Consider the following 20,459-nt stretch of genomic DNA (forward strand, 5'->3'; position numbering starts at 1 on the left):
TAATAAACTCGTCGGGTCTCTTCAAAAGCAAACCCCGTGCCGAACGGTTCACGAGTGACAGCTAAAAAGTATCAATGGGCACGTGCTGGCGACGTTAACGCCTTTTTTGGCTTGATGTTAGATAACGTTGCCGGTTTATTGCTCGCGGTAAGTCTGCTAGCGGTATTATTTGAATTTCCTACACAATTCGCCTTGCAATATATGGTACCCGGGACTGCCATTGGCGTCCTCGTAGGGGATTTACTCTTCTTTTGGCTGGCTTTTCGGCTGGCTCGATCCACAGGCTCTAACACGGTAACTGCGATGCCTTTAGGTCTGGATACCCCCAGTACCTTCGGCATGGTGTTTTTCGTCTTGGGGCCCGCCTTCACCGTCGCAAAAACCACGATGTCCGTGGACCAGGCTGCCCTACACACTTGGCATATCGGCATTTGTGCAATTTTCCTCAGCGGGGTGTTCAAATCTGCTTGTGCTTTTGGCAGCAATTGGATTCGCCGTCTCATTCCGAGAGCCGGTCTGCTTGGCTCCCTGGCCGCGATCGCGCTGGTGCTGATCAGCTTTCTACCGCTGGTCGAAATCCTGCATACGCCGATCATCGGTTTGATCGCTCTGTCAATCGTCCTCACCTCATTGATCGGTCGAATTCGGATGCCGGGGAACCTCCCAGGTACACTGGTCGCCCTGATTGTGGCTGGGACGATGTTCCACATCATGAACTGGATGGGCTGGCTTGATTCCCAGGCTCCCTTGATTGCCCCTCACGAAGCGCTCATGCCCACCGGTTGGACAACCGTCTTCCATTTTGAATGGCTCGACGCGTTTGGCGAAACGATGCGTTACTTGCCGGTAATTTTGCCTTTTGCCCTCGCTACGGTGGTCGGCGGAATCGACTGCACCGAGAGTGCGGCGGCGGTCGGCGATGAGTACGACACTCGGCTTATCGTGGCAGGTGAAGGGATTGCGACCCTGGTAGCCAGCCTTTGCGGCGGGGTAATTCAGACCACACCGTACATCGGTCATCCCGCCTACAAAGCAATGGGAGGTCGAGCTGCCTACACGTTGGCAACCGCCTTATTCATTGGAAGCGCAGGGGTTTTCGGATTCTTTGCCTACCTGTATGTGATCATTCCAAAAGCCGCAGTCTTTCCCATTCTAGTTTTCATCGGACTGGAAATCACGTCGCAAAGCTTCCAAGCAACACCAAAGCGTCACTATCCGGCCGTAGCCTTGGCTTGCATTCCTGCTCTGGCGTACCTTGCATTAATTTACGCTGATAAAGTGATCGGGGAAAACAACATCCAACTATCTCCCGCACTCGGGGAAGAAATCCAGACGCTGAGGATTCTCTCAAACGGATACATTGTGACGAGCCTGCTATGGGCATCCACCTTGGCCGCAATTATTGATCGCCGCCTCAGGACCACCGCAATCTTTCTATTGATCACGGCAATCTGTGCCTTATTTGGGGTCATTCATTCCCCCTTGGCAGGAAGTCCCATGTATCTCCCTTGGCAACTCGATTCACATCCATTCGAGCTCGTCATACGTTACGTAACGGGTTATCTCCTGGCAGCGCTCATCCTGCTGGGGCTTCATTACTACACAAAGGCGTTTACACCTCCCAATGCTGAGGCGGACTCAACAAATCATGCTGAAGCGCACACTTGAATCTGAAGTCATGGACTCGTCCGAAGAAGCGTTGGTCTACGACCAAATGGACCATGCTTCCGTGAATCGTCTTTTCGTCAACGATCTTTTAGCAGCAGGCCTGCCCGCAGGCGAGACGCTCGATCTGGGAACCGGTTCGGCTCGTATCCCCATCGAACTTTGCCAGCGGAGTGAAACGGCTCGTGTTGTGGCTGTCGATTTGTCGATCAACATGCTAGACACAGCGAAAATCAACCTGGAATTGGCCAATCTGACCGATCGAATCCTGTTAGACCACATCGATGCCAAACAGTTGCCGTATGGGGACAATCGCTTTCAGCTGGTGATGTCGAACAGCATTGTGCACCATATTCCGGATCCGCAGCCCGTAATACGGGATGCCGTCAGGGTCACTGCGGAGGATGGGCTATTATTCTTTCGAGACCTGATGCGACCTGACAATGAGGAACAGTTGGAGGGGTTAGTGGAATTGTATGCAGGAAGTGAGTCGGAATTTGGCCGCCAAATGTTTCACGATTCACTCCACGCCGCCCTTTCCCTCAACGAAATCCGTGCCCTGATCAAAGATTTAGGTTTTCCAGCAGACTCCGTACAGCCGACCAGCGATCGACATTGGACTTGGATCGGCAGACCCCAACCTCTCAACAAACAAGCATGAAAGCCATCGATGAGTGATGAATCGGCTCGGTTGACGAATACAACCCATCAAACAGACGGCGAGCAACAACCGCTGACTGACGCACAACTCGCAGAAGCCAAACAATACAACCAGCTTGAATTGGCCTGCGACCTGGGCGACCGTGGCCTAGATCTCGCCTATCTGGCAATCATGACCTTCATGTTCGCCCGCCCAATCGATACATGGCTTCAATCCTTTCCGGCGCTCGCCACCCTCACCGCGCGGCTGGCTGTCATGTATTTGATTGTTACCGGCATCCATATCTTGGTTTCGTTCCCTTTGTCCTTCTACTCCGGACACGTGCTTGAACATCAGTTTCAAATGAGCCGTCAAACGCTAAAAGCCTGGTTTTGGAGATATCTGAAACGCAATGGCCTGACCCTGGTGTTCGGTCTGCTGTTGACCCAAGGGCTTTTTTGGATGATTTGGTTGACGGGCCCTATCTGGTGGATCGTTGCAGCCGCGGGATATTTTGTGCTGAGTATCGTGATGGGTCAGCTGGCCCCAGTGCTCATCCTGCCTCTCTTCTATAAGATCGAACGGCTGGACGACGAGACACTCAAACAGCGCATGGCAAAACTTTCGAAAGGCACCGGATTGTCGATCGAAGGTGTCTACCGAATGAAGATGAGCGACGAGACCGTTAAGGCCAATGCGATGCTCGCCGGCCTAGGCAATACGCGTCGTGTGATCATGGGTGACACACTGCTGGAAGGATTCTCCGCAGATGAAATCGAAGTCATCTTCGCCCACGAAATTGGCCATCACGTCCATCGCCACCTCCGAAAGATGATCATCACCGGACTGATCTATAGCACGGCAGGATTCTTTCTCTGCGACCGCATGCTCGCCTGGTGGGTTGGCACCGTTGACGGCACCGTTGACTACGCACAACTGCCAGTTTACACACTGCCGTTCCTGACACTGGTAATCACAGTTTTTTCCATGTTGGTTGAACCCATTCAAAATCTCGTCAGTCGACATTTCGAGGTCCAATCCGACACTTACGCACTGACCAAGACCGGTCTTCACGATGCCTATCGATCCGCCTTCACAAAACTGGCCCGCTTAAACAAAGCAGACCCAGATCCTCATCCCCTCGAGGTGTTCCTTTTCCACAGCCATCCGCCCATCAAAGATCGATTAGCGCTCGCCGACCGGATTTGATGAGGCAAGCGTGCCTAACGACGAACAACAACGCTACCACTCAATCGATCGATCAACCGACGCATCTCAAGAATGCTCAAAGCGGATAACACACTCGACACAGAAAGATGCGGCTGAGCCCTTTGGCAAGACTCGATCAGCTGATCGACACTCAATGGATCCTGCCCGACCGATTGGAGCACGGTTCGTTCCAAATCGCTGAGCCCTATTTCCGCAGATGGTTCGGAAACTAAAACGGGCGAACAAGTGCTGGTCGTCGACAACGGGTCCAATTCCTCCAGCACATCGTCGACCGATTCCACCAGTTTGGCTCCATCTCGAATCAGACGGTGGCAACCTCGGGAATACTCCTGGTCGACACGCCCGGGCACCGCAAACACTTCACGATTCTGCTCAACGGCATGCTTCACCGTGATCAGTGCACCGGAACGGCCAGACGCTTCAACGACAACTACGCCAAGCGACACGCCCGAAATGATGCGATTTCGACGGGGAAACTGCCCCCGTTTCGGACGAGTTCGTAACGGCGACTCCGTCACCAAGGCGCCTTGTGCACTGATTTGATCGGCCAGGTTATCGTGTTCCGGGGGATAGATTTCACCGAGCCCACTCGCAAGCACACCGATCGTTCGACCCCCCGCTTGCAAAGCTCCACGATGAGCAGCCGCATCGATCCCCCTCGCCAAACCGCTCACCACGGTGACACCCGCGTGTGCCAATCCAACGGCCAGCGACTCGGCCTGTTGAATCCCGTAATAGGAAGCCCTGCGAGTCCCAACAATCGCGATGGAAACACGATCAGCGGGCAACAATTGTCCTCGCACAAACAGGACCGGTGGGGGATCAGGCGTTTCGGTCAGCAGATAGGGATAGTCAACTCGACTGCCATCCAAGATTTGAATTTGAGCCTGAGAACATTCCAACCATTCTCGCTCCGCCCGAGTATCGACCGTCGTGGCAACGATCTTCCGAGCAACGGTTGAGCCAACACCGGGCACGGATTTCAATCGCTGCAGAGGCGCGGCAAGAACCCTTGTCGAGTCACCAAATTCATTCAGCAATGCCTGATAAACGCGAGGTCCGACTCCGTGGGTTAAATGCAACGCCAACGTCGCAAGCCGTTCGTGCGTAGGGTCCAAGTCAGGATTAAAGGCATGATTGTTCAGATTGGCAACCGCCTAGCGACAGTCATTCATCGCTCGTTTGACTTCCTCGATCGGCAAATCGGGAACCAGCTCGACATGCCCGATTCGTGTAGGCAACACAAACCTCAACTTTCCATGCTCAACCTTTTTGTCGCTTTGCATCGCAGCGACCAGCGTGTCTTCGTCGAGATCAGGTAGTTTAACCGGAAGGTTGAGTGATTCGAGCAACGCGATCTGACGCGCGGTGATGGAAGGATCGATTTTCCCCAATCGTCCAGCAAGCTGAGAGGCACAGATCATACCAATCGAAACAGCTTCGCCGTGTAACAATTGACCGTAACCCGAAACGGCCTCCAACGCGTGCGCGAAGGTGTGACCATAATTCAAGACTGCGCGTAGCCCCAAAGTCTCTCGCTCGTCCGCCTCAACAATATCGGCCTTCAACCGACAGGAGCGAGAGATCACTTGTCGCAGCACATTCGGATCTCGTTGCATCAGACCGTCGACATTTTTTTCCAAGTAGGCAAAGAAGTCGGCATCCAGGATGACTCCATATTTGACCACTTCGGCTAAGCCGCTGCGAAACTCACGATCCGGCAAGGTCGACAACACCTGGGTATCAATCAGAACGTATTGCGGTTGCCAAAAAGCACCCACCATGTTCTTAGCGCCGGTTAAATTCACACCGACTTTGCCGCCCACACTGCTGTCAACTTGCGAGAGGAGTGTCGTCGGTATTTGGCAGAATCGCACGCCCCGTGTAAAAGTGGCGGCAATAAATCCGGCCAAGTCTCCAACCACGCCACCTCCGACGGCAAAAACCGCCGACTTACGATCCGTTGCTTCGGCGAGCAGTTGGTCCCACAAACGCTCTGCATGAGAAACTGACTTCGATTGTTCCCCCGATGGAACCGTGCATAAGGAGGTGCGCAAACCGGCTTCGTCGAGACTCTGCCGCACAACCGTCGAATGAGCAGCCACCTGCTCGTCGGCAATCACGACCGCATGCGTCAATTCACATCGTTGAAGAATTTCCCTACCAATCTGTGGCAGGATACCGGTTCCAATATCAATGTCATATCGGCGGTCATCCAAGTTGACGTGCACGGTCGCAACGGAGTCGTTCAACGCACTGCCTCCACGGTTTGATTCTCGACACTTATATCTGTTCCCGATGCCGCAAATCAATCGGGTAACAAACTTTAGCCGCTTGTTAACCCTTCAGGCCGGCATCGTTTCCTCAAGACATTGACTTGCCCCCCTCGACCTAAACGAGGTCGGGGGCTTGACTCACCGCATCGGCAAAAGTCAACGCTGGAGAATCATCAGGCCGACCTCCTTAACCCGTCACACGGTCAACATCTTCCTCAGTCACCGTGATCTCGCGGGAAAAACCGGAATGAAGCCGTTGGTAGGTCAGGATCGATACATTCTCCGGGGCATCGTGCAAGGCTTGCTCGATTTGCCGTTTCGAATTCGTATCCATCCCGGAGTATTCCTCGGGCCAGATCGTCGTCGTCTCGATGACCAGTGCTTCACGATAAGGATCAAACTTGTCTGGCATCGTTTTACTCCAAACTTAAATCAGTCCAAAACCACTCTGCGACTTTGATGGCAGTTGCCACTGGACAATACCGGGTGCACTCGCCGAAAACGGCCGGGTACACTAGCCGGAAACAGCGCGACGGCCTAGGATCGGGTAAGTATACAAACGGTTGGGTCGACGGAAAACATGGGAGTCTCAAGAGAACGATGAATCGCGGCAAATTGCTGATTTTGATCATGCTTACCGCCGGACTAACCGCAGGTATCGTGGCCTGGTGGCACCAATACCAGCAGGGTGTTCGCGTTCTTGAACTTTGGGACGCCGAAATGGCCTTCCAAATCCGCATGGCGCCCGAATGCCAGCTGATGCGGCTCAGCCAACCGGGAATCGAAAGCAATGAACAGATTTCCATCGCAGGCGAGCTGTGGGGCGTGGGTGATCAAGTTGATATTGGCAAAGCCCGCGGGATTGTTCATGCTCGACAAGCCTTAATCAGCGACGCCAGCTACAAGTGGGATACGGTCCCCCCCGCCCAACCGGTTTGGACCGAAGCGATCCGATTTGGATCGGGACCGCTCCAACAAACATTCGCGTTCGATCTCAAGCAAGGCGTCATCCGCAACGTGGAACACGGGAACCAAGCTAACCTCGCACCCCATGTGACTGCCGGTCTTCGTACATTCCTGGACGAACAATGGGCTGAATTGGCTACGCCATCTGTTGCTAGGCCCGCGCCTTAGAACGGGGAAACAGAACGGGAAAATAAGCGATCGCCATCCCGACTAGCAATCCACCCAAATGGGCCCAGTTGGCAACCGCACCCATCATACCCGTGAAACAGAGCACCAACCAAAACATCAAAAATGCGAAGGTCGTCGGATTTAACTGAAAACCCGATCCAGGCTCAAACTGCTGCTTGATCCAAATGTAGCCCAAGATGCCGTAAACCACGCCCGACATGCCCAAAAAATTCGGGCTTCCACCAATGAAAAACTGAGCCAGGTTTGAAATGACGGCAATCGCCAACACGATGGCTCCGAACGCTAAAGAGCCTTTCCGAGCCTCAACCTGAGTTCCCAAGACGTAGAGCCAATACATGTTGAAGAGCAGGTGAAGGATGGAACCATGCAACAGGACGGGAGTGACAGTTCGCCAAGCCTGTCCATGAAGAATCTGCTGAAGTCCATCCCCGCTCTTCTGAAAGCTGACCGCATCCGTAAAACCAAGCGTCCGCATGATCGTGCCGTCTCTCAACGACCCAAAGTTGGAAAAAACGGACAACGCAATCGAAAGACCAATCAGCGTCATCACCAAAGGAGCCCGACGTGCCATCGGCTTGCTCCACTGACGCCGCATGTCAACGGTCTGTTTAACTGCAGCCCGACGCCGATCGCGTTCTGCATCTCGGATACGTTGGGCTTCTTTTGACACCGTTTGATAGTGAGAATCTGCAGGATTTTTCTCGAATTCGGCCAGTCGCGTTCTCGCCTCCTGCACGTCGTTTTCATCGCGAACCCAAACTGCCCAGCCGCTCTCATCCGAATCAGTTTGAGCAGAAATACCTTGAGTTAGTAGGTAATCAAGAAAAACCTGTGCGTGTCGTTTGTCGTGGAGGTAGCCGATTTGTCGCATTTTTTGCCGCTTCGTGGAATGTGGGGGGGAGCGTCTCCCCTTTGTACCGCATTCCCTGCCGTTAAAAAACCGACCTTGGGACTCTTACCGACCCCAGATCAGTGCTGGCAGATAACACTCGTCTAGGATTTCGTCGGCTGACCAGGGTATACTCCAAGCGGCCCTTTCCTGGGCAAATGCTGAAACCGAAAACGGAAAAGGAGTTCCGTGCATGCGATCGATCGCCATCATCAATCAGAAGGGTGGAGTCGGTAAAACGACAACGGCCGTCAATTTAAGCGCCGGTCTCGCCACCTTGGGACAGCGAGTCTGTCTTGTGGACCTCGATCCACAAGCCCATGCGTCGCTCCATCTGGGCATCACCCCACACGGTCCTGGCACTTCGATTTACGACGTCTTAATTGGCGACGCAGCCTTAGATGACGTACGGAGCGAGATTCATCCCGGTTTGTCCTTAATCCCTTCGCACATCGACTTGGCAGCAGCCGAAGTCGAACTCGCTGGTGAAGTCGGGCGAGAAGTCATCCTGCGTGACAAGTTGCTTCAGCAAGAGAGCGAGTACGATTTCTTAATCATCGACTGCCCACCCTCCTTGGGTGTGTTGACCTTGAATGCCTTGGTCGCAGTCCACGAAGTATTTCTTCCACTCCAGCCTCACTTTCTGGCATTACACGGCCTGAGCAAATTATTAGAGACGATCGAAGTCGTCATTCGGCGATTAAATCGCGAGCTACGACTGACGGGGGTCGTGTTCTGTATGTTTGAATCGGCGACTCGACTTGCCCAAGAAGTAACCGGCGACGTCGAGCAATTCCTCAGCTCCGTACAACAACCGGAGTGCCCCTGGTACGGTGCGCAAATCTTCCCTAGTCGGATTCGGCGGAACATTCGGCTGGCCGAGGCTCCCAGTTTTGGTCAAACGATCTTCGAATACGCCCCGCACTCAAATGGAGCGTTAGATTACCGAAGTCTTGCAGAAGAGGTTTTAAATCCGGTTCAGTCGGTGGTACCGAATCATGGATCAGGCACGCAGATCATCCGTTGAAACCTGCCGGGTCAGCCCCGACGAGGATCGGTTTATTCGTGCACCGCATCATTCTAGAGGGTTCCGCCAATTCGCAGCTTCCCGTCGGACCCTAGCAGTCACACGGAATGGGTCATCTTGAAGGCTAGCCGGTGAACTTGACGCGAACAGCACAACGCCTCACCAGTGTTCGGATTGCGTAACGAGTACGGGTTCCTAGGGGCCAAGTCTTTCCCTTTTCCTGATTCGGAATCTGTTTGGTGCTGTTCGCGGGGCTCCTCGAGACGATGTCATTAAGCGGAATGATACCAGGATTTAGATGATGTCCTCCTGCAACGGAATTGCAAGCGTAGGAACGGAAACCATCATGACACTTCTATGTCCTCCTTCAGTGGTGAGCACCACTGACAAGACGGCGCACAACGTCGATCTACGAAGTAAGGAGACACATGATGAGCAAAATCGTCCACTGGGGTGTCATATTTTCTGTTTGCGGATTGACCAGCACTTTGCCAGCACAAACCCCTTGGGGAACGGCGAACGGTTGGCTGGCAAAAACCAATACAAACGATGATCCGGCACTGACTTTCCCGACGAACAGGCAAGAACAACCGACTCCACCGCCGCCCCCACCCGAGGCTGAACCCACCTCGACAGCGGAAACAATACCGGGGCCCAACAACTCATCCATCGGTTCCGGCGCTTCGGTCGGTTCCGGCGTAATCGACAACCGGCCTCAAACCGCCGTCCAATTCTCTACCCACCATGATGAATTTGGCTGTGCCGATCGGTTATGCCAGCCCTCAGCAGCTTGCGGATCTACTTGGTTCGGTGGCGTCTACGTCCTTGGACTCAGCCTCACCGACGACCACGGCGTGGAACTGAGTTACGACGGAGCGAACCCCTATCCTGCCGCGCTCGCCACCGACTCGACCGATATGAAATCGGGCCTGGGATTTGAAACACGACTGGGCAAGTACCTCAACAACGGCTACGGAGTCGAAGTCAGTTATTGGGGTGTGTTCCCACAGCAACAGGAGCTCTCAGTATGCAGCACCTGTGACAACTTGGATTTGGCGTCAGCGATTGATTTCGATGGTTTGATTTACAACAGCGGGTCAATCCGTGACAGCGTTTCTTTCTGGTACGGAACCCCGGAGAATCCGGCGTTCGTTCATCGCTTGCGGCGCAACTTTGAAGCTCACAACATCGAAATTAATTTACTTCGCAACCCCTCCAGGCGTGGGGGTTGCACACACTTTGAGTTGATCGCCGGTTTTCGATACCTTCAACTCAACGAGGAATTTGGTTTCGACACCAATTTCTCAGGCGAGTCGTTTGGTAGCGACCCGGCCAATGAACTTTTCTATGAAATCGACGTCGACAATCACTTATTTGGATTCCAGGTCGGCGGTCGAATGGACCATTACATTTATCGCAAATTAGCTATCCATGGAGGAAGCAAATTCGGACTTTTCGGAAATCACATCACTCACAAACAAGCTCTCACAAGCGGCGACGGTACACGGGCGACCAATTTAATTACGGAAGAAGACTATCGCTTCAACGTATCCGACAACGAGGCCGCTTTCGTCGGGGAACTTTTTGCCGGAGTGTCTTACGATGTGTGCTACAACTGGCGACTAACGGGCGGATACCGTGCGGTCGCTGCTTGCGGGGTCGCCCGCTCGACGAGCAACATCCCACTTGCAGGCGAGTTTGGCAGCGCCGAACGATACCGAGCAACCAACTCGAGCGATTACCTGTTACTACACGGCGCCCACATGGGCATCGAATACAACTGGTAATTCAGTCGAAGACAAGCAAACCTCGCTTCGTTTCACTGGACTAGGCTTTCGTTTCATTCGAGACGGAGGCCTTTGTTCTTTTACACCGCACCCTCCATGACGCCATGTCGTAGAACAAAGGTCGAATCCGATCAACAACTTCAGATGCCCAACTCAGTGAAGAAAGAAGTCTGAAGAAAGATAGTCAGACGGAGCGAAGATCTCAAACAATGACACTTGTCAGAGCCAGGAATTCTGGATGATTCCTAACCGGGTTAAAATCCGGTTCATCAAACACAAGGTTGCGATAGTCGGGGTCAAGATCAAAGGCCCTGGCCAGATGAGCCAACGTCAACCCAACGTTGCTCGCCAAACTCCAATAACAGGCGAGATTGTAGTAAATTATCCCTTGGCAAGTATCCACTTCCAAAGCGTCTTCCATCGACTCAATCGCCAAATCCAGACGCCCCATTCTCTTGAAACACCAAGCGAGCGCCAGATAAATGTGCGTGTTACTTGGATCAAACTGTGAGGACCGAACTAACACATCGATGGCAAGATCGTAACGTTCCATAAAACGGTAGGCCTGTCCGCGCAGGTAACAAGCACGACCGTGATTGGATTCGTTCGCCTCTAACCGATCCAATGCATCAATCGCCCGCTGAGCCAACTTACAACGCAGCACGGAACACAATGGCGACTGATCAGAGGTCGCCATAATGAGATCCAAATAGCCCTCAGCCTCCTGCATGAGTTGCTGTCGTCGAATTCGAGAATAACCAGACACGTTCACCGGTCCTCGCCTGCTGCAGTCTGGAAATCGGTCCGTTGCAATCGAGATTTTACCGATCGCACGCCACGACCCCAAGGGTTATGCCTGCGTTCAAAGTTGCTTTTCAGCAATGTGCTACCTCCAATTCTAATCAGGCAATGGCGAACGACAACAAGGGAACAACCGATCCGATAAACTCGATGTATCAATCCGATTATTCCAACCCTGATCACAACTTAGAATCTGGCAGAATTGATTGACTTGCAACGTCAAGAGATCTATCAATCTGTCGGGGCACAAGCCGAAAAAAAAGATTTGCCTCGGCGGCATGAGCCGAGGCCGTCGAGCGTTGAAAAATCGATACACACAACCTGTTCGTTGAAATAATGAATCAGCGAAAATCCATTTGCTGGATAAGAATGATTACGAACAGCTCGTGTAAAACATGCTTAAGGTTTTTCCGCGCATTGTTTTCCGAGCTGTCCCACCAACTGTCGACTAACTCGATTGCGGACCGCTTGTCACTGAAAAAAAGGCTTTCTATTTGCTCACAAGTAACATATTTTTTCTGCTGCCAACCATTTGAAACTTACACAGGCCGGAGCGTGATCCCTGCAAGTGAACATAAGAATTGAAGTCAACACACGCAAAAAAGGGTTTACAGGTCCCGGCTGATAGCTGGCAACCTTTGCAAAGAAGGTCCCGAAGACGACCCGGGCTTGAAAACTGCGAGTCGAATCTCACACATTTCATAACTATCGTGAGTCGTGGCCCCTGCTTATTCAGATTCTGGAGCAACTTTTTCTCTGGCGCGTCAATCAGGCTAGAAAAATGAGTTGAGAGCTACTGCTGATAGAGTCGCACGCACAGCAGTGCTCGCAATTCGATCGCCAAGAAGATTCTGGAAAATCTGAAAGATTCTTGTACGGGGAGAGAGTTCCTCGGTCACTAACATAAGTAGAAGTGGTTTGTCGTAGCCGACTTGCGGAAAAAAAGCATTTACACGACAAATCCACGCTTCGCGACTGTTGTAAGCACGATCGTCCCGACCTAAACAGCCAGAATATTGGGTGACGACCAAGTTTTTCAAGATCTGAGGTAATTGGCCATGCGTTTGACGCTCCGAACTTTGCTCGCCTATCTAGATGATATCTTGGATGAATCGGATGCGCGCGAATTGCAGCAAAAGATCGACGAAAGTGAAATGGCCACGCAATTGGTTCATCGGATTCGTCAGATCATTGGGCAAACACGACTCGACTCACCAGCATTAAATGCCGACGGGATAGCTGGCGATGCGAACACCGTTTCTGAGTATCTCGACAATACCCTTCCCCCGGAATCAGTCCCCGAATTCGAACGATCTTGCCTGGACTCAGATGTTCAATTGGGCGAGGTAGCCGCATGTCACCAGATCCTGACCATCGTGTTGGGTGAGCCAGCGGAGATCACACCGCAACTTCGAAAGCAGATCTATCAGCTCACTCGAAACTCGAGCGATGAACATGTGGAATCTGTCGCGACGATGGAGCCAACGGAGATGCAGGCGATAGCTGGCATCGTCGAAACGGTCGATGAGATGAACATCGAACCGATTGCCGAAATCCAACCAAGCGAGACAGCCGGTTATGATTCAGATGAGCATTGGACAAGTGCACCGGATTATTTACGGAAGCGGGAACGAGGGATGTGGAAGTCCGTCGGTATCGTCGCCATGATCGCGTTCTGCTTGGCTTTTGCTGGTCTACGAGGCATGGGTCCGTTAGACCAATCACATCCACTTGCCAATTGGCTGCCAGGGGAACACGTCGCTGCCTTACCGAGTAACGTTGAAAATATCGATATTCCGAAGGTGACCATTCCGGATCCGGCAACGCAGACCGATGTGGTTCGGGAGGAACCGGCTGATGGAGTAATGGAGCAAGCTGCGAGTCCGAACACGACTTCCGCCCAACCCCCAACCGTTTCGGAGTCGCCTGAAATGGTTCCGCCTCAAACCGACATACCCGCAGATAATTCGCCAATCAACGAAGCACCAGAGGTCGGCGCTGTTGGTTCTGATCGCTCTGCCCCATTGAATCGGGGTACCTTCGAGGCCCCAACGGAGGCTCCTGAACTCGAAGCGACAACAACGGCTACTCCAGACACTCCCGACGCACTAACAACTATCCAGCCGAATCGCGAAAATGCTGGAATTATCGATTTGGGCCCTGGCAATTCGGCTCCGAGTGTGGACGACCTGGCCGTGTCGATACCAGCGACCGACACTTCAGACGAAACGACTGCAGTGAACGCGAACTCCAGTCAGGACGAAGCTCGCGAGGTTGGTAAGTTTTTGTCGGAAGATCAGCTGCTTGCGCGTTTCAATCCGATCTCGAATCTGTGGGATCGGATTCCTGCCCGGGACTCGATTCGCCAACAAGAAGATTTGCTTTCATTTCCGATCTTTCGCCCCCAAGTGATGCTATCCACTGGTATGCAACTCACGCTTGTCGGACCTGCGAAAATACAGCTATTGCAGCCAGACGCTGACGACTCACCCGGAATTGGCATTGAGTTTGGGCGGGCTACGATTGAAACGTTTTCTCAGGTCGGCTCGAAGATCAACTTCGAATGGACGTCGCAGTCGGCAGTCGCCAAGCTGGCGGATATCAAATCGTCCTTTGCGATCGAAGTATCACGACAATTGATACCCGGATCTGACGTAATTCAAGATTTGGCACATACGGTCACGCACATTTACACCACAAGTGGTTCCGTCGATTGGCAGATCAACAACAGCGAGCCGATAACGGTCGCCGCCGGGCAGCGTTTGACGATTGTCGACGATCGACAGTCGCAACTGAATGATGTGTCGACCTATCCGGCATGGATCGACGGAAGCGATGCAAGTCCCCGTGACCCAACCGCGATTCGATCACTTCTTCCCGAAGTCGGCGTCGAACGTCCGGTCAGCCTTTCCTTGAAAGAACAGGCAGATTCACGACGGCTCGAAGTCCGTTCCTTGGCCGTCTGCAGCCTGGCCTTTCTCGGCGATTTCGACTCGCTTCTGGTCGCCATGAATGACAATCGCATGAAGGCCTACTGGACAGATGAATACAATGCATTGACTCAGTCGATGACAGTTAGCCCAGAGTCGGCTCAAAAATTACTGCAAGCGTTGCAGGACAAACACGGTCCCGAAGGACGCGATCTGTTTCGCCTGCTGGCAGGTTTCAATTCGGTTCAACTAAAAGCGGGAAGTGATCAAAAGCTCGTCAGCTACCTGGATCATCCCTCCAGCGATTTCCGGATCGTCGCCCATGAAAATCTCAAAGCGATCACAGGAATCCCATCGCTGTACATGCCACACTACGCGGAAAAACCACGAAAAACCCACGTTTTCAAGTGGAAAGACAAACTCAACAAGGGTCAAATTGTTTACCGCGATCCGCCCGCCATCAGCTTGTTGCTGGATGGAGAAATAACGGACGAATAACTCTTACCGTGGGTTAAAAAAATGACAGCCAACTATCGCATTGGAGTGATTGGACATTCGGGACGCGGAAACTTCGGACACGGCCTGGATCAAGTCTGGCAGTCGTTGCCACAGTGCGAGATTGTCGCCGTCGCCGATGCCGACCCGACAGGTCTTGCGAAAGCTCAAAAGCGTTTGCAAGTCGACAAGGGTTTTGCCGACTATCGCAAGATGCTCGATCAGGAACGGCCAGATGTCGTCAGTATTTGTCCACGCTGGGCCGATCAACATCATGCCATGGTGCTGGCCGCAGCAGAACGCGGCATTCACGTTTACCTCGAAAAACCATTTTGTCGAGACCTTGTCGAAGCCGACGCGATCGTGAATGCCTGCGAACAACACCAAATCAAGCTCGCGATCGCCTTTCAGACTCGATACAGTCCCAAACTCCCCGTGATCCGCCAGTTGATTGATGGGGGCAAAATTGGCCCTATCCTGGAATTGAGAGGGCGTGGAAAAGAAGACCGACGCGGCGGTGGCGAAGATCTCTGGGTACTCGGCTCGCACATTTTTAATCTCATGCACTATTTTGGAGGAGAACCCAATCGTTGCTTCGCCTGGATGCGAGAAAGCGGCCATCAAGTGATGGCAACCGATGTCCGGCAAGGCAACGAAGGACTCGGAGCGCTGGCCGCTGATCATCTTCAAGCCATCTACCGATTCGACGATGAAGTCACCGGTTTTTTCGGGTCACGACGCAACGCAGGGCCCGGAGGAACGGGGCGATTCGGATTGAGAATCCTTGGGGAAAAGGGCGCGATCGACCTGTTAACAGGCCACTTACCGGATGCGTATTTACTGGAAGATCCCCTCTGGTCACCCGGACGGAGCAGAAAGCAATGGGTCCCCATCTCCTCGGCCGGTCCCGGTGAACCCGAACCGCTCACGGATCGAGGCTTACCCGGTGGCAATCAGCTCGCCTGCCAAGACTTGTTGTCAGCCATTGAAGAAGACCGACAACCCGAGGCCAATGTTTACGAAGCCAGAACCACGGTCGAAATGATTTCAGCAATCTTCGATTCCCATCGCCAGGGCCTGCCCGTAACTATTCCCTTGGCTTCCCGCGACAATGGACTGACGAAATTGAATACATGATTAGGAATCAAATTCCTCAGGTCGCGACCCTAGATCGACAATACTACAACCGACGATCGGCTCCAAACCCAACCGTCGAGCTTGCTCGAGCACCGCTTCGCTTTCGCTACCCGGATTGAACCACAACTCTTGACAATCGATAGCGGCAATCTGGGTCAAAAGCTGCTGGCCAATCTCGGGCGAAACATAAAGACTGATTCGATCGAGAGACTGGACAGGCAGTTCGGCCAAAGAACGATACACCGGCAAACCTTCGATCGTCCCAGCCTTCGGATTGATCGGATAGACTTCGTATCCTTGCCGTAGATGAGCTCGAACCGACTTGTTTCCATACTTCTCCCGATCAGAACTTGCGCCTACAATCGCAACCGACGGTTTGAACATCTTTGCTGCCTCCTGAGAATTTGATGACCGATACGCCCCCCAAAGCCCCGAACACAATCCCGAACGATCACCGAGCGGCTGCTCCAAAAACAATCGTCTGTGCTGTAATTACGATAAGTGATACACGCACACTCGACAATGATCGCGGTGGGCAACAACTGATGGACCATCTGGTTTTTGCCGGTCATGAGATTGCCCATCGCGAAATCGTCAAAGATGAGCCGACCTCTATCCGCCAAATCATCCTCCAACTGACTTCCAGCTCGGTAACCGTGGATGCGATTTTGATGACTGGTGGAACTGGCATCGGAAGCCGTGACCAAACCTTCGAAACCATCAGTGACTTGATTGAAAAAGAGCTGCCAGGTTACGGAGAACTCTTTCGCCAACTCAGCTATCAGGAAATCGGGCCCGCTGCGATGCTAAGTCGAGCCGTCGGTGGGCTCCGCGGCTCCACCCTCCTCCTGACAATGCCAGGTTCACCCGCCGCCGTCAATTTGGCAATGGAACAGCTTATCCTCCCTGAACTTCGCCATTTGGTACAGCAAGCACACAGCTAACGCTAGCAACAGTCGCCGAGTCAGCGCAAATGCGAGGAAGTGATCTAGAGTTACGGTGCACGATGACGTATCGTTTCCGCCACCGGGAAACTGGGGGATCGTGGAAAAGGAGTGGAACGATGCGCAAACCGGTCATATTCTTGATTGGCGTCCTGGTCGCGGCAATCGGCTGGATCTTTTTGAAAAACTACAAGATGGACAGTCTGACTGAAGTGGCTGTCCTTTCAAAATCAACGGCTGAGACCGACCCAACAACGGCCGGCAGTCACATGGATGAACCGAAAAGTTCTCCGTTGAATTCGATCACTTCGACGGTGAAACAGTGGCTAAATCCAAGCCCCGATCCGTCGACATCCGTTGGGGGATCCAGTTTTGCCGGCAAGGCAGATCAAGTCATCCGAATTGCAACGTTCAACATCGATGCGTTCAATGAAACGAAATCACATAAACCGCGTGTGATGAACGTGCTGTCGCGAATCGCTCGGCAATTCGACGTGATCGCCATTCAGGAGATTCAGGCCGATGTCGACGACATCATTCCCCGACTCGTTGATTTGATGAACAAATCAGGCCAGCGTTACGATTACGCAATTGGTCCACGATTGGGACCTGTTGGTGCACAAGAACAGTACGCATTCATTTTTGATGGCCAATCGGTCCTATTAGATCGAGCGGAATTGTATACGGTCGATGACCAAGATGATCTTCTCTTGCGAGAACCCTTTGTTGGTTGGTTTCGCGCCGTAGGACCAGATAAAACCGAGGCCTTCACCTTCAGTCTCGTCAATATTCGTGTTGATCCGACCAATGCTGACACCGAGCGAAAGGTCCTGGATGATGTTGTCCACGCGGTCCGAGATGACGGTCGACAGGAAGACGATGTCATTATCCTAGGTGACTTCCGAGCTGCAGCGAGGGAACTCGGCGATTTGGATCAACTATCGGATGTAAGCTACGCCGTCAGCCAAATTCCCACCAATACGCATGGGGATCAATCATGGTCGAACATTGTGGTACAAAAGAATTCCACCATCGAATTCACAGGACGGGGAGGCGTTTTTGATTTCCTCCGAGAATACAACATGAATCTCGAAGAAGCGGCGGAAGTATCTGATCACCTTCCGGTTTGGGCGGAGTTTTCAATCTACGAAGGCGGCCAGGCAGGTCGAATTGCCGAACTTCCTGCGGGTGCTCCCAGCCAGGCTACGCTCAAACGCTAACTCCCTTGACGATCCCAAGGATTCTGCCAATCTCCCCATTCTCTGAGGTACTGCTGATAGGCGGGTGAACCGTCTGCATTCTTGCTTAGCCATTCTTTGGTTGTGGCAATGATTTCTTGCTCACGTTCTAAGCTTATTCGACCGGTCAATACGCAGCCCCGCAAGAAAACGAAGTAGGTGTCCAACACATCACATCGACAGTAGTCGTTGATCCGATCGAGCTCTCCTCGATCGTACATGTCCTGTACCATGTGACCCTGCACATCCATTTTCCCAGGTTTCCCAAGCAAGTGTGCAGCCAGATTCAGGCCCCCATTAAATCGTGTTGCACCAAAGTTACAAAGAAGATCCTGAAGATCAAGATGGGCATCCGTGTTGTAGCGATTTCGAGGTTGTTCCCAGGACCTTGCATTCTGAGTGAACCATTTCGGGACACCAACCCCATAGCGATACGCCGCCAACTCCATCAGTGGAATATCAAAGGTACGACCATTGAAGCTAACGAAAGTCGGTGCATCGTAACGCTCCCAACCCCGCCAAAAATGCTCTGCGATCACATGCGGTCTGAATTCGGGTTCGTCAAGCAGGACAATATCGTCGATCTCAAAGTCTTCCGTCACCTTCGCAATTACGACTGAGATGGGTATTTGAAAGGTATAAGGGATGAAATCCGAGTTTCGTTCCTCTATCAATTGCTGGCGGTATCGCTGGACAGCTTCCTGTGAACCGAGCGATTCATCGGGAAATCGCACCTGGGAAACCAACTCACCGTCCGCTACACTCTCGACATCGAAAACGAAATACTTCACTTTTCCAGAACTCACGTCAGCCTCCGCAAGTCGAAATTCAAGCTATTCACCCGGAGCTGTCAACGTATCAGTTTCTGCGATGAGCGGGTAGCGGTCGCATCGACTTGAAACAAGGGGAAATCGAATGAATACCGAACGACTTCTGGCACGATTCCTACGTTACGTAAGCGTCGATACGACTGCGAACGACACCACGGATGATTATCCGAGTAGCGAAGGTCAATTCGAACTTGGCCGTCTGCTTGTCGACGAACTCAAACAGATGGGAATTCATGAAGTCTCTCAAAACGATCGGGGGATCGTCCTCGCCACCATGCCCGGCAACACGAAGCACGAGGCTCCCACTGTCGTGCTAAATTCGCACCTGGATACGTCCCCGGAAACAACGGGAAAAAACGTAAACCCGCAAGTGATTCGTGATTATCGTGGCGGGGATATCGCCTTACCTAACGAGCAAAATCAGATCATTCGCGTCGCCGAAAACCCCGAACTAAATCAACTAATCGGCTGTACTTTGATCACAACAGATGGGACAACACTCCTGGGAGGCGACGATAAGGCCGGATTAGCGATCATCATGGAATCGATCCAATCACTGGGCGAACAACCCGATATCCTGCACGGGCCAATCCGAGTTGCCTTCACCTGTGATGAAGAGATTGGACGAGGAGTCGATCATGTCGACGTCCCCAGCTTGAACGCCGCAGCCTGCTACACTCTCGATGGCCCCGGAGCGGGTCGAATTGACGTTGAAACATTTTCAGCCGATCTGGCCACCATCACCATTCGTGGCATCAACATTCACCCATCCATTGCGAAAGGCAGGATGGTCAATGCGATCAAAGCAGGAGCCGCCTTGATCGATCGCCTGCCCAGCACACACCTTTCACCAGAAACAACCAGCGAACGTGAGGGCTTCTTACACCCGTACAGCTTTGATGGAGGGGTGGGAGAAGTGACCCTTCGTATCCTGATCCGAGATTTTGACACTCCCAAGCTATCAGCGCATGCTGCCATGCTGAACAAACTTGCCGAAGAAGTGAAACGCGAATTCCCCGGCACCGAATTCGATCTCCAACTCTCCGCCCAATATCGAAATCTCGCGGATGGACTCGCAATCGAACCCCGTGCTGCCGGATTTGCCGAAGAGGCATTTCGACGACTTAACCTACCATGCCAACGATCCATCATTCGTGGGGGAACCGATGGATCACGATTCACCGAACTTGGCCTGCCAACACCGAATTTGTCTTCCGGCCAACACAATCCTCACTCGATCTTGGAATGGGCCTGCTTGGATGAAATGGCGCAAGCTGTTCAGGTCAATCTTGAGCTGTTTCAAGTGTGGGCGGAAACCCAAGCGGAACCTAAAAAATAAGGCTCGGAACGCCCTATCACGCGGTTTCCGCTAGCATCATCTGCTGGCAGCCGGAATCGCAACGTTTGAAGTTGAA

The 20,459-nt window shown here is 52.6% G+C and carries 18 protein-coding genes; 11 read left to right on the forward strand and 7 right to left on the reverse strand.

Going from position 1 to position 20,459, the window contains the following annotated elements:
* The first annotated feature begins 54 nt into the window (after positions 1 to 54).
* Genes P8N76_09025 through P8N76_09035 form a run of 3 tightly spaced genes read left to right on the forward strand, consistent with a single transcriptional unit; the run spans position 55 to position 3,514 of the window.
* Positions 55 to 1,668 carry a permease gene (locus P8N76_09025; GenBank protein MDG2381804.1) on the forward strand — a complete coding sequence of 538 codons (1,614 nt, stop codon included), beginning with the start codon at positions 55 to 57 and terminating at the stop codon, positions 1,666 to 1,668.
* Positions 1,649 to 2,326 (forward strand): tRNA (adenine(22)-N(1))-methyltransferase TrmK, encoded by a 678-nt coding sequence (locus P8N76_09030; GenBank protein MDG2381805.1) that lies wholly within the window; start codon positions 1,649 to 1,651, stop codon positions 2,324 to 2,326. Before P8N76_09025 ends, P8N76_09030 begins: the two co-directional genes overlap by 20 nt.
* Before the next feature lie 9 nt (positions 2,327 to 2,335).
* A complete protein-coding gene (locus P8N76_09035; protein ID MDG2381806.1) occupies positions 2,336 to 3,514 on the forward strand; it encodes a M48 family metallopeptidase in 1,179 nt (392 codons plus the stop codon).
* 14 nt (positions 3,515 to 3,528) lie between these two features.
* On the opposite strand, the gene dprA is transcribed toward P8N76_09035, so the two are convergent.
* The 3 genes from dprA to P8N76_09050 all read right to left on the reverse strand — a co-directional run bounded on the left by dprA (position 3,529) and on the right by P8N76_09050 (position 6,223).
* Positions 3,529 to 4,623, reverse strand: coding sequence for a DNA-processing protein DprA (dprA, locus tag P8N76_09040; GenBank protein MDG2381807.1), 1,095 nt, complete (start codon positions 4,621 to 4,623; stop codon positions 3,529 to 3,531).
* Positions 4,624 to 4,692: 69 nt separating this feature from the next.
* On the reverse strand, positions 4,693 to 5,787 hold the full coding sequence (gene aroB / locus P8N76_09045; protein MDG2381808.1) for a 3-dehydroquinate synthase: 1,095 nt from the start codon (positions 5,785 to 5,787) through the stop codon (positions 4,693 to 4,695).
* Between the two features lie 211 nt (positions 5,788 to 5,998).
* Positions 5,999 to 6,223, reverse strand: coding sequence for a hypothetical protein (locus tag P8N76_09050; GenBank protein ID MDG2381809.1), 225 nt, complete (start codon positions 6,221 to 6,223; stop codon positions 5,999 to 6,001).
* A 188-nt stretch (positions 6,224 to 6,411) separates the two neighbouring features.
* Here P8N76_09050 and P8N76_09055 point away from each other — a divergent pair, with 188 nt between their 5' ends.
* Entirely contained in the window at positions 6,412 to 6,945 is a 534-nt protein-coding gene (locus P8N76_09055; protein ID MDG2381810.1) for a hypothetical protein, read from the forward strand.
* Here P8N76_09055 and P8N76_09060 read toward each other — a convergent pair.
* Positions 6,929 to 7,837 (reverse strand): rhomboid family intramembrane serine protease, encoded by a 909-nt coding sequence (locus P8N76_09060; protein MDG2381811.1) that lies wholly within the window; start codon positions 7,835 to 7,837, stop codon positions 6,929 to 6,931. The genes P8N76_09055 and P8N76_09060 overlap by 17 nt on opposite strands.
* 211 nt (positions 7,838 to 8,048) lie before the next feature.
* On the opposite strand from P8N76_09060, the gene P8N76_09065 reads away from it, so the two are divergent.
* Together P8N76_09065 and P8N76_09070 are read left to right on the forward strand one after the other, a co-directional pair.
* Positions 8,049 to 8,882, forward strand: coding sequence for an AAA family ATPase (locus P8N76_09065; GenBank protein ID MDG2381812.1), 834 nt, complete (start codon positions 8,049 to 8,051; stop codon positions 8,880 to 8,882).
* 428 nt (positions 8,883 to 9,310) lie between these two features.
* On the forward strand, positions 9,311 to 10,669 hold the full coding sequence (locus P8N76_09070) for a BBP7 family outer membrane beta-barrel protein (GenBank protein ID MDG2381813.1): 1,359 nt from the start codon (positions 9,311 to 9,313) through the stop codon (positions 10,667 to 10,669).
* 202 nt (positions 10,670 to 10,871) lie between these two features.
* Here the strand turns inward: P8N76_09070 and P8N76_09075 are convergent, their stop codons facing one another.
* Positions 10,872 to 11,435 (reverse strand): hypothetical protein, encoded by a 564-nt coding sequence (locus tag P8N76_09075; protein ID MDG2381814.1) that lies wholly within the window; start codon positions 11,433 to 11,435, stop codon positions 10,872 to 10,874.
* 1,093 nt (positions 11,436 to 12,528) lie between these two features.
* On the opposite strand from P8N76_09075, the gene P8N76_09080 reads away from it, so the two are divergent.
* Positions 12,529 to 14,898, forward strand: coding sequence for a hypothetical protein (locus P8N76_09080; protein ID MDG2381815.1), 2,370 nt, complete (start codon positions 12,529 to 12,531; stop codon positions 14,896 to 14,898).
* Positions 14,899 to 14,919: 21 nt separating this feature from the next.
* Positions 14,920 to 16,032 (forward strand): Gfo/Idh/MocA family oxidoreductase, encoded by a 1,113-nt coding sequence (locus P8N76_09085; GenBank protein ID MDG2381816.1) that lies wholly within the window; start codon positions 14,920 to 14,922, stop codon positions 16,030 to 16,032.
* On the opposite strand, the gene P8N76_09090 is transcribed toward P8N76_09085, so the two are convergent.
* Positions 16,033 to 16,416 carry a CoA-binding protein gene (locus tag P8N76_09090; protein MDG2381817.1) on the reverse strand — a complete coding sequence of 128 codons (384 nt, stop codon included), beginning with the start codon at positions 16,414 to 16,416 and terminating at the stop codon, positions 16,033 to 16,035.
* Between the two features lie 23 nt (positions 16,417 to 16,439).
* Between P8N76_09090 and P8N76_09095 the strand changes: the two genes are divergently transcribed.
* Both P8N76_09095 and P8N76_09100 read left to right on the forward strand, forming a co-directional pair.
* Positions 16,440 to 16,976 carry a molybdenum cofactor biosynthesis protein MoaB gene (locus P8N76_09095; protein ID MDG2381818.1) on the forward strand — a complete coding sequence of 179 codons (537 nt, stop codon included), beginning with the start codon at positions 16,440 to 16,442 and terminating at the stop codon, positions 16,974 to 16,976.
* Between the two features lie 119 nt (positions 16,977 to 17,095).
* Complete coding sequence (locus P8N76_09100) at positions 17,096 to 18,196, forward strand: endonuclease/exonuclease/phosphatase family protein (GenBank protein MDG2381819.1); 1,101 nt, start codon at positions 17,096 to 17,098, stop codon at positions 18,194 to 18,196.
* Here P8N76_09100 and P8N76_09105 read toward each other — a convergent pair.
* Positions 18,193 to 19,020, reverse strand: a complete 828-nt coding sequence (locus P8N76_09105) for a 3'-5' exonuclease (GenBank protein MDG2381820.1) — start codon at positions 19,018 to 19,020, stop codon at positions 18,193 to 18,195. The two genes, P8N76_09100 and P8N76_09105, sit on opposite strands and share 4 nt — an antisense overlap.
* A gap of 109 nt (positions 19,021 to 19,129) precedes the next feature.
* Here P8N76_09105 and pepT point away from each other — a divergent pair, with 109 nt between their 5' ends.
* A complete protein-coding gene (gene pepT / locus P8N76_09110) occupies positions 19,130 to 20,383 on the forward strand; it encodes a peptidase T (GenBank protein MDG2381821.1) in 1,254 nt (417 codons plus the stop codon).
* Positions 20,384 to 20,459: the final 76 nt, after the last annotated feature.

The sequence above is a fragment of the Pirellulaceae bacterium genome, from assembly GCA_029243025.1.
GTDB lineage: Bacteria > Planctomycetota > Planctomycetia > Pirellulales > Pirellulaceae.

Excerpts from the sequence above, each read along its gene's own strand:
- P8N76_09030 (MDG2381805.1), top strand. The coding sequence starts at position 1,649 with ATGCTGAAGCGCACACTTGAATCTGAAGTCATGGACTCGTCCGAAGAA.
- P8N76_09035 (MDG2381806.1), top strand. The coding sequence starts at position 2,336 with ATGAGTGATGAATCGGCTCGGTTGACGAATACAACCCATCAAACAGAC.
- P8N76_09050 (MDG2381809.1), bottom strand. The coding sequence starts at position 6,223 with ATGCCAGACAAGTTTGATCCTTATCGTGAAGCACTGGTCATCGAGACG.
- P8N76_09055 (MDG2381810.1), top strand. The coding sequence starts at position 6,412 with ATGAATCGCGGCAAATTGCTGATTTTGATCATGCTTACCGCCGGACTA.
- P8N76_09060 (MDG2381811.1), bottom strand. The coding sequence starts at position 7,837 with ATGCGACAAATCGGCTACCTCCACGACAAACGACACGCACAGGTTTTT.
- P8N76_09065 (MDG2381812.1), top strand. The coding sequence starts at position 8,049 with ATGCGATCGATCGCCATCATCAATCAGAAGGGTGGAGTCGGTAAAACG.
- P8N76_09070 (MDG2381813.1), top strand. The coding sequence starts at position 9,311 with ATGATGAGCAAAATCGTCCACTGGGGTGTCATATTTTCTGTTTGCGGA.
- P8N76_09080 (MDG2381815.1), top strand. The coding sequence starts at position 12,529 with ATGCGTTTGACGCTCCGAACTTTGCTCGCCTATCTAGATGATATCTTG.
- P8N76_09085 (MDG2381816.1), top strand. The coding sequence starts at position 14,920 with ATGACAGCCAACTATCGCATTGGAGTGATTGGACATTCGGGACGCGGA.
- P8N76_09090 (MDG2381817.1), bottom strand. The coding sequence starts at position 16,416 with ATGTTCAAACCGTCGGTTGCGATTGTAGGCGCAAGTTCTGATCGGGAG.
- P8N76_09095 (MDG2381818.1), top strand. The coding sequence starts at position 16,440 with ATGACCGATACGCCCCCCAAAGCCCCGAACACAATCCCGAACGATCAC.
- P8N76_09100 (MDG2381819.1), top strand. The coding sequence starts at position 17,096 with ATGCGCAAACCGGTCATATTCTTGATTGGCGTCCTGGTCGCGGCAATC.
- pepT (MDG2381821.1), top strand. The coding sequence starts at position 19,130 with ATGAATACCGAACGACTTCTGGCACGATTCCTACGTTACGTAAGCGTC.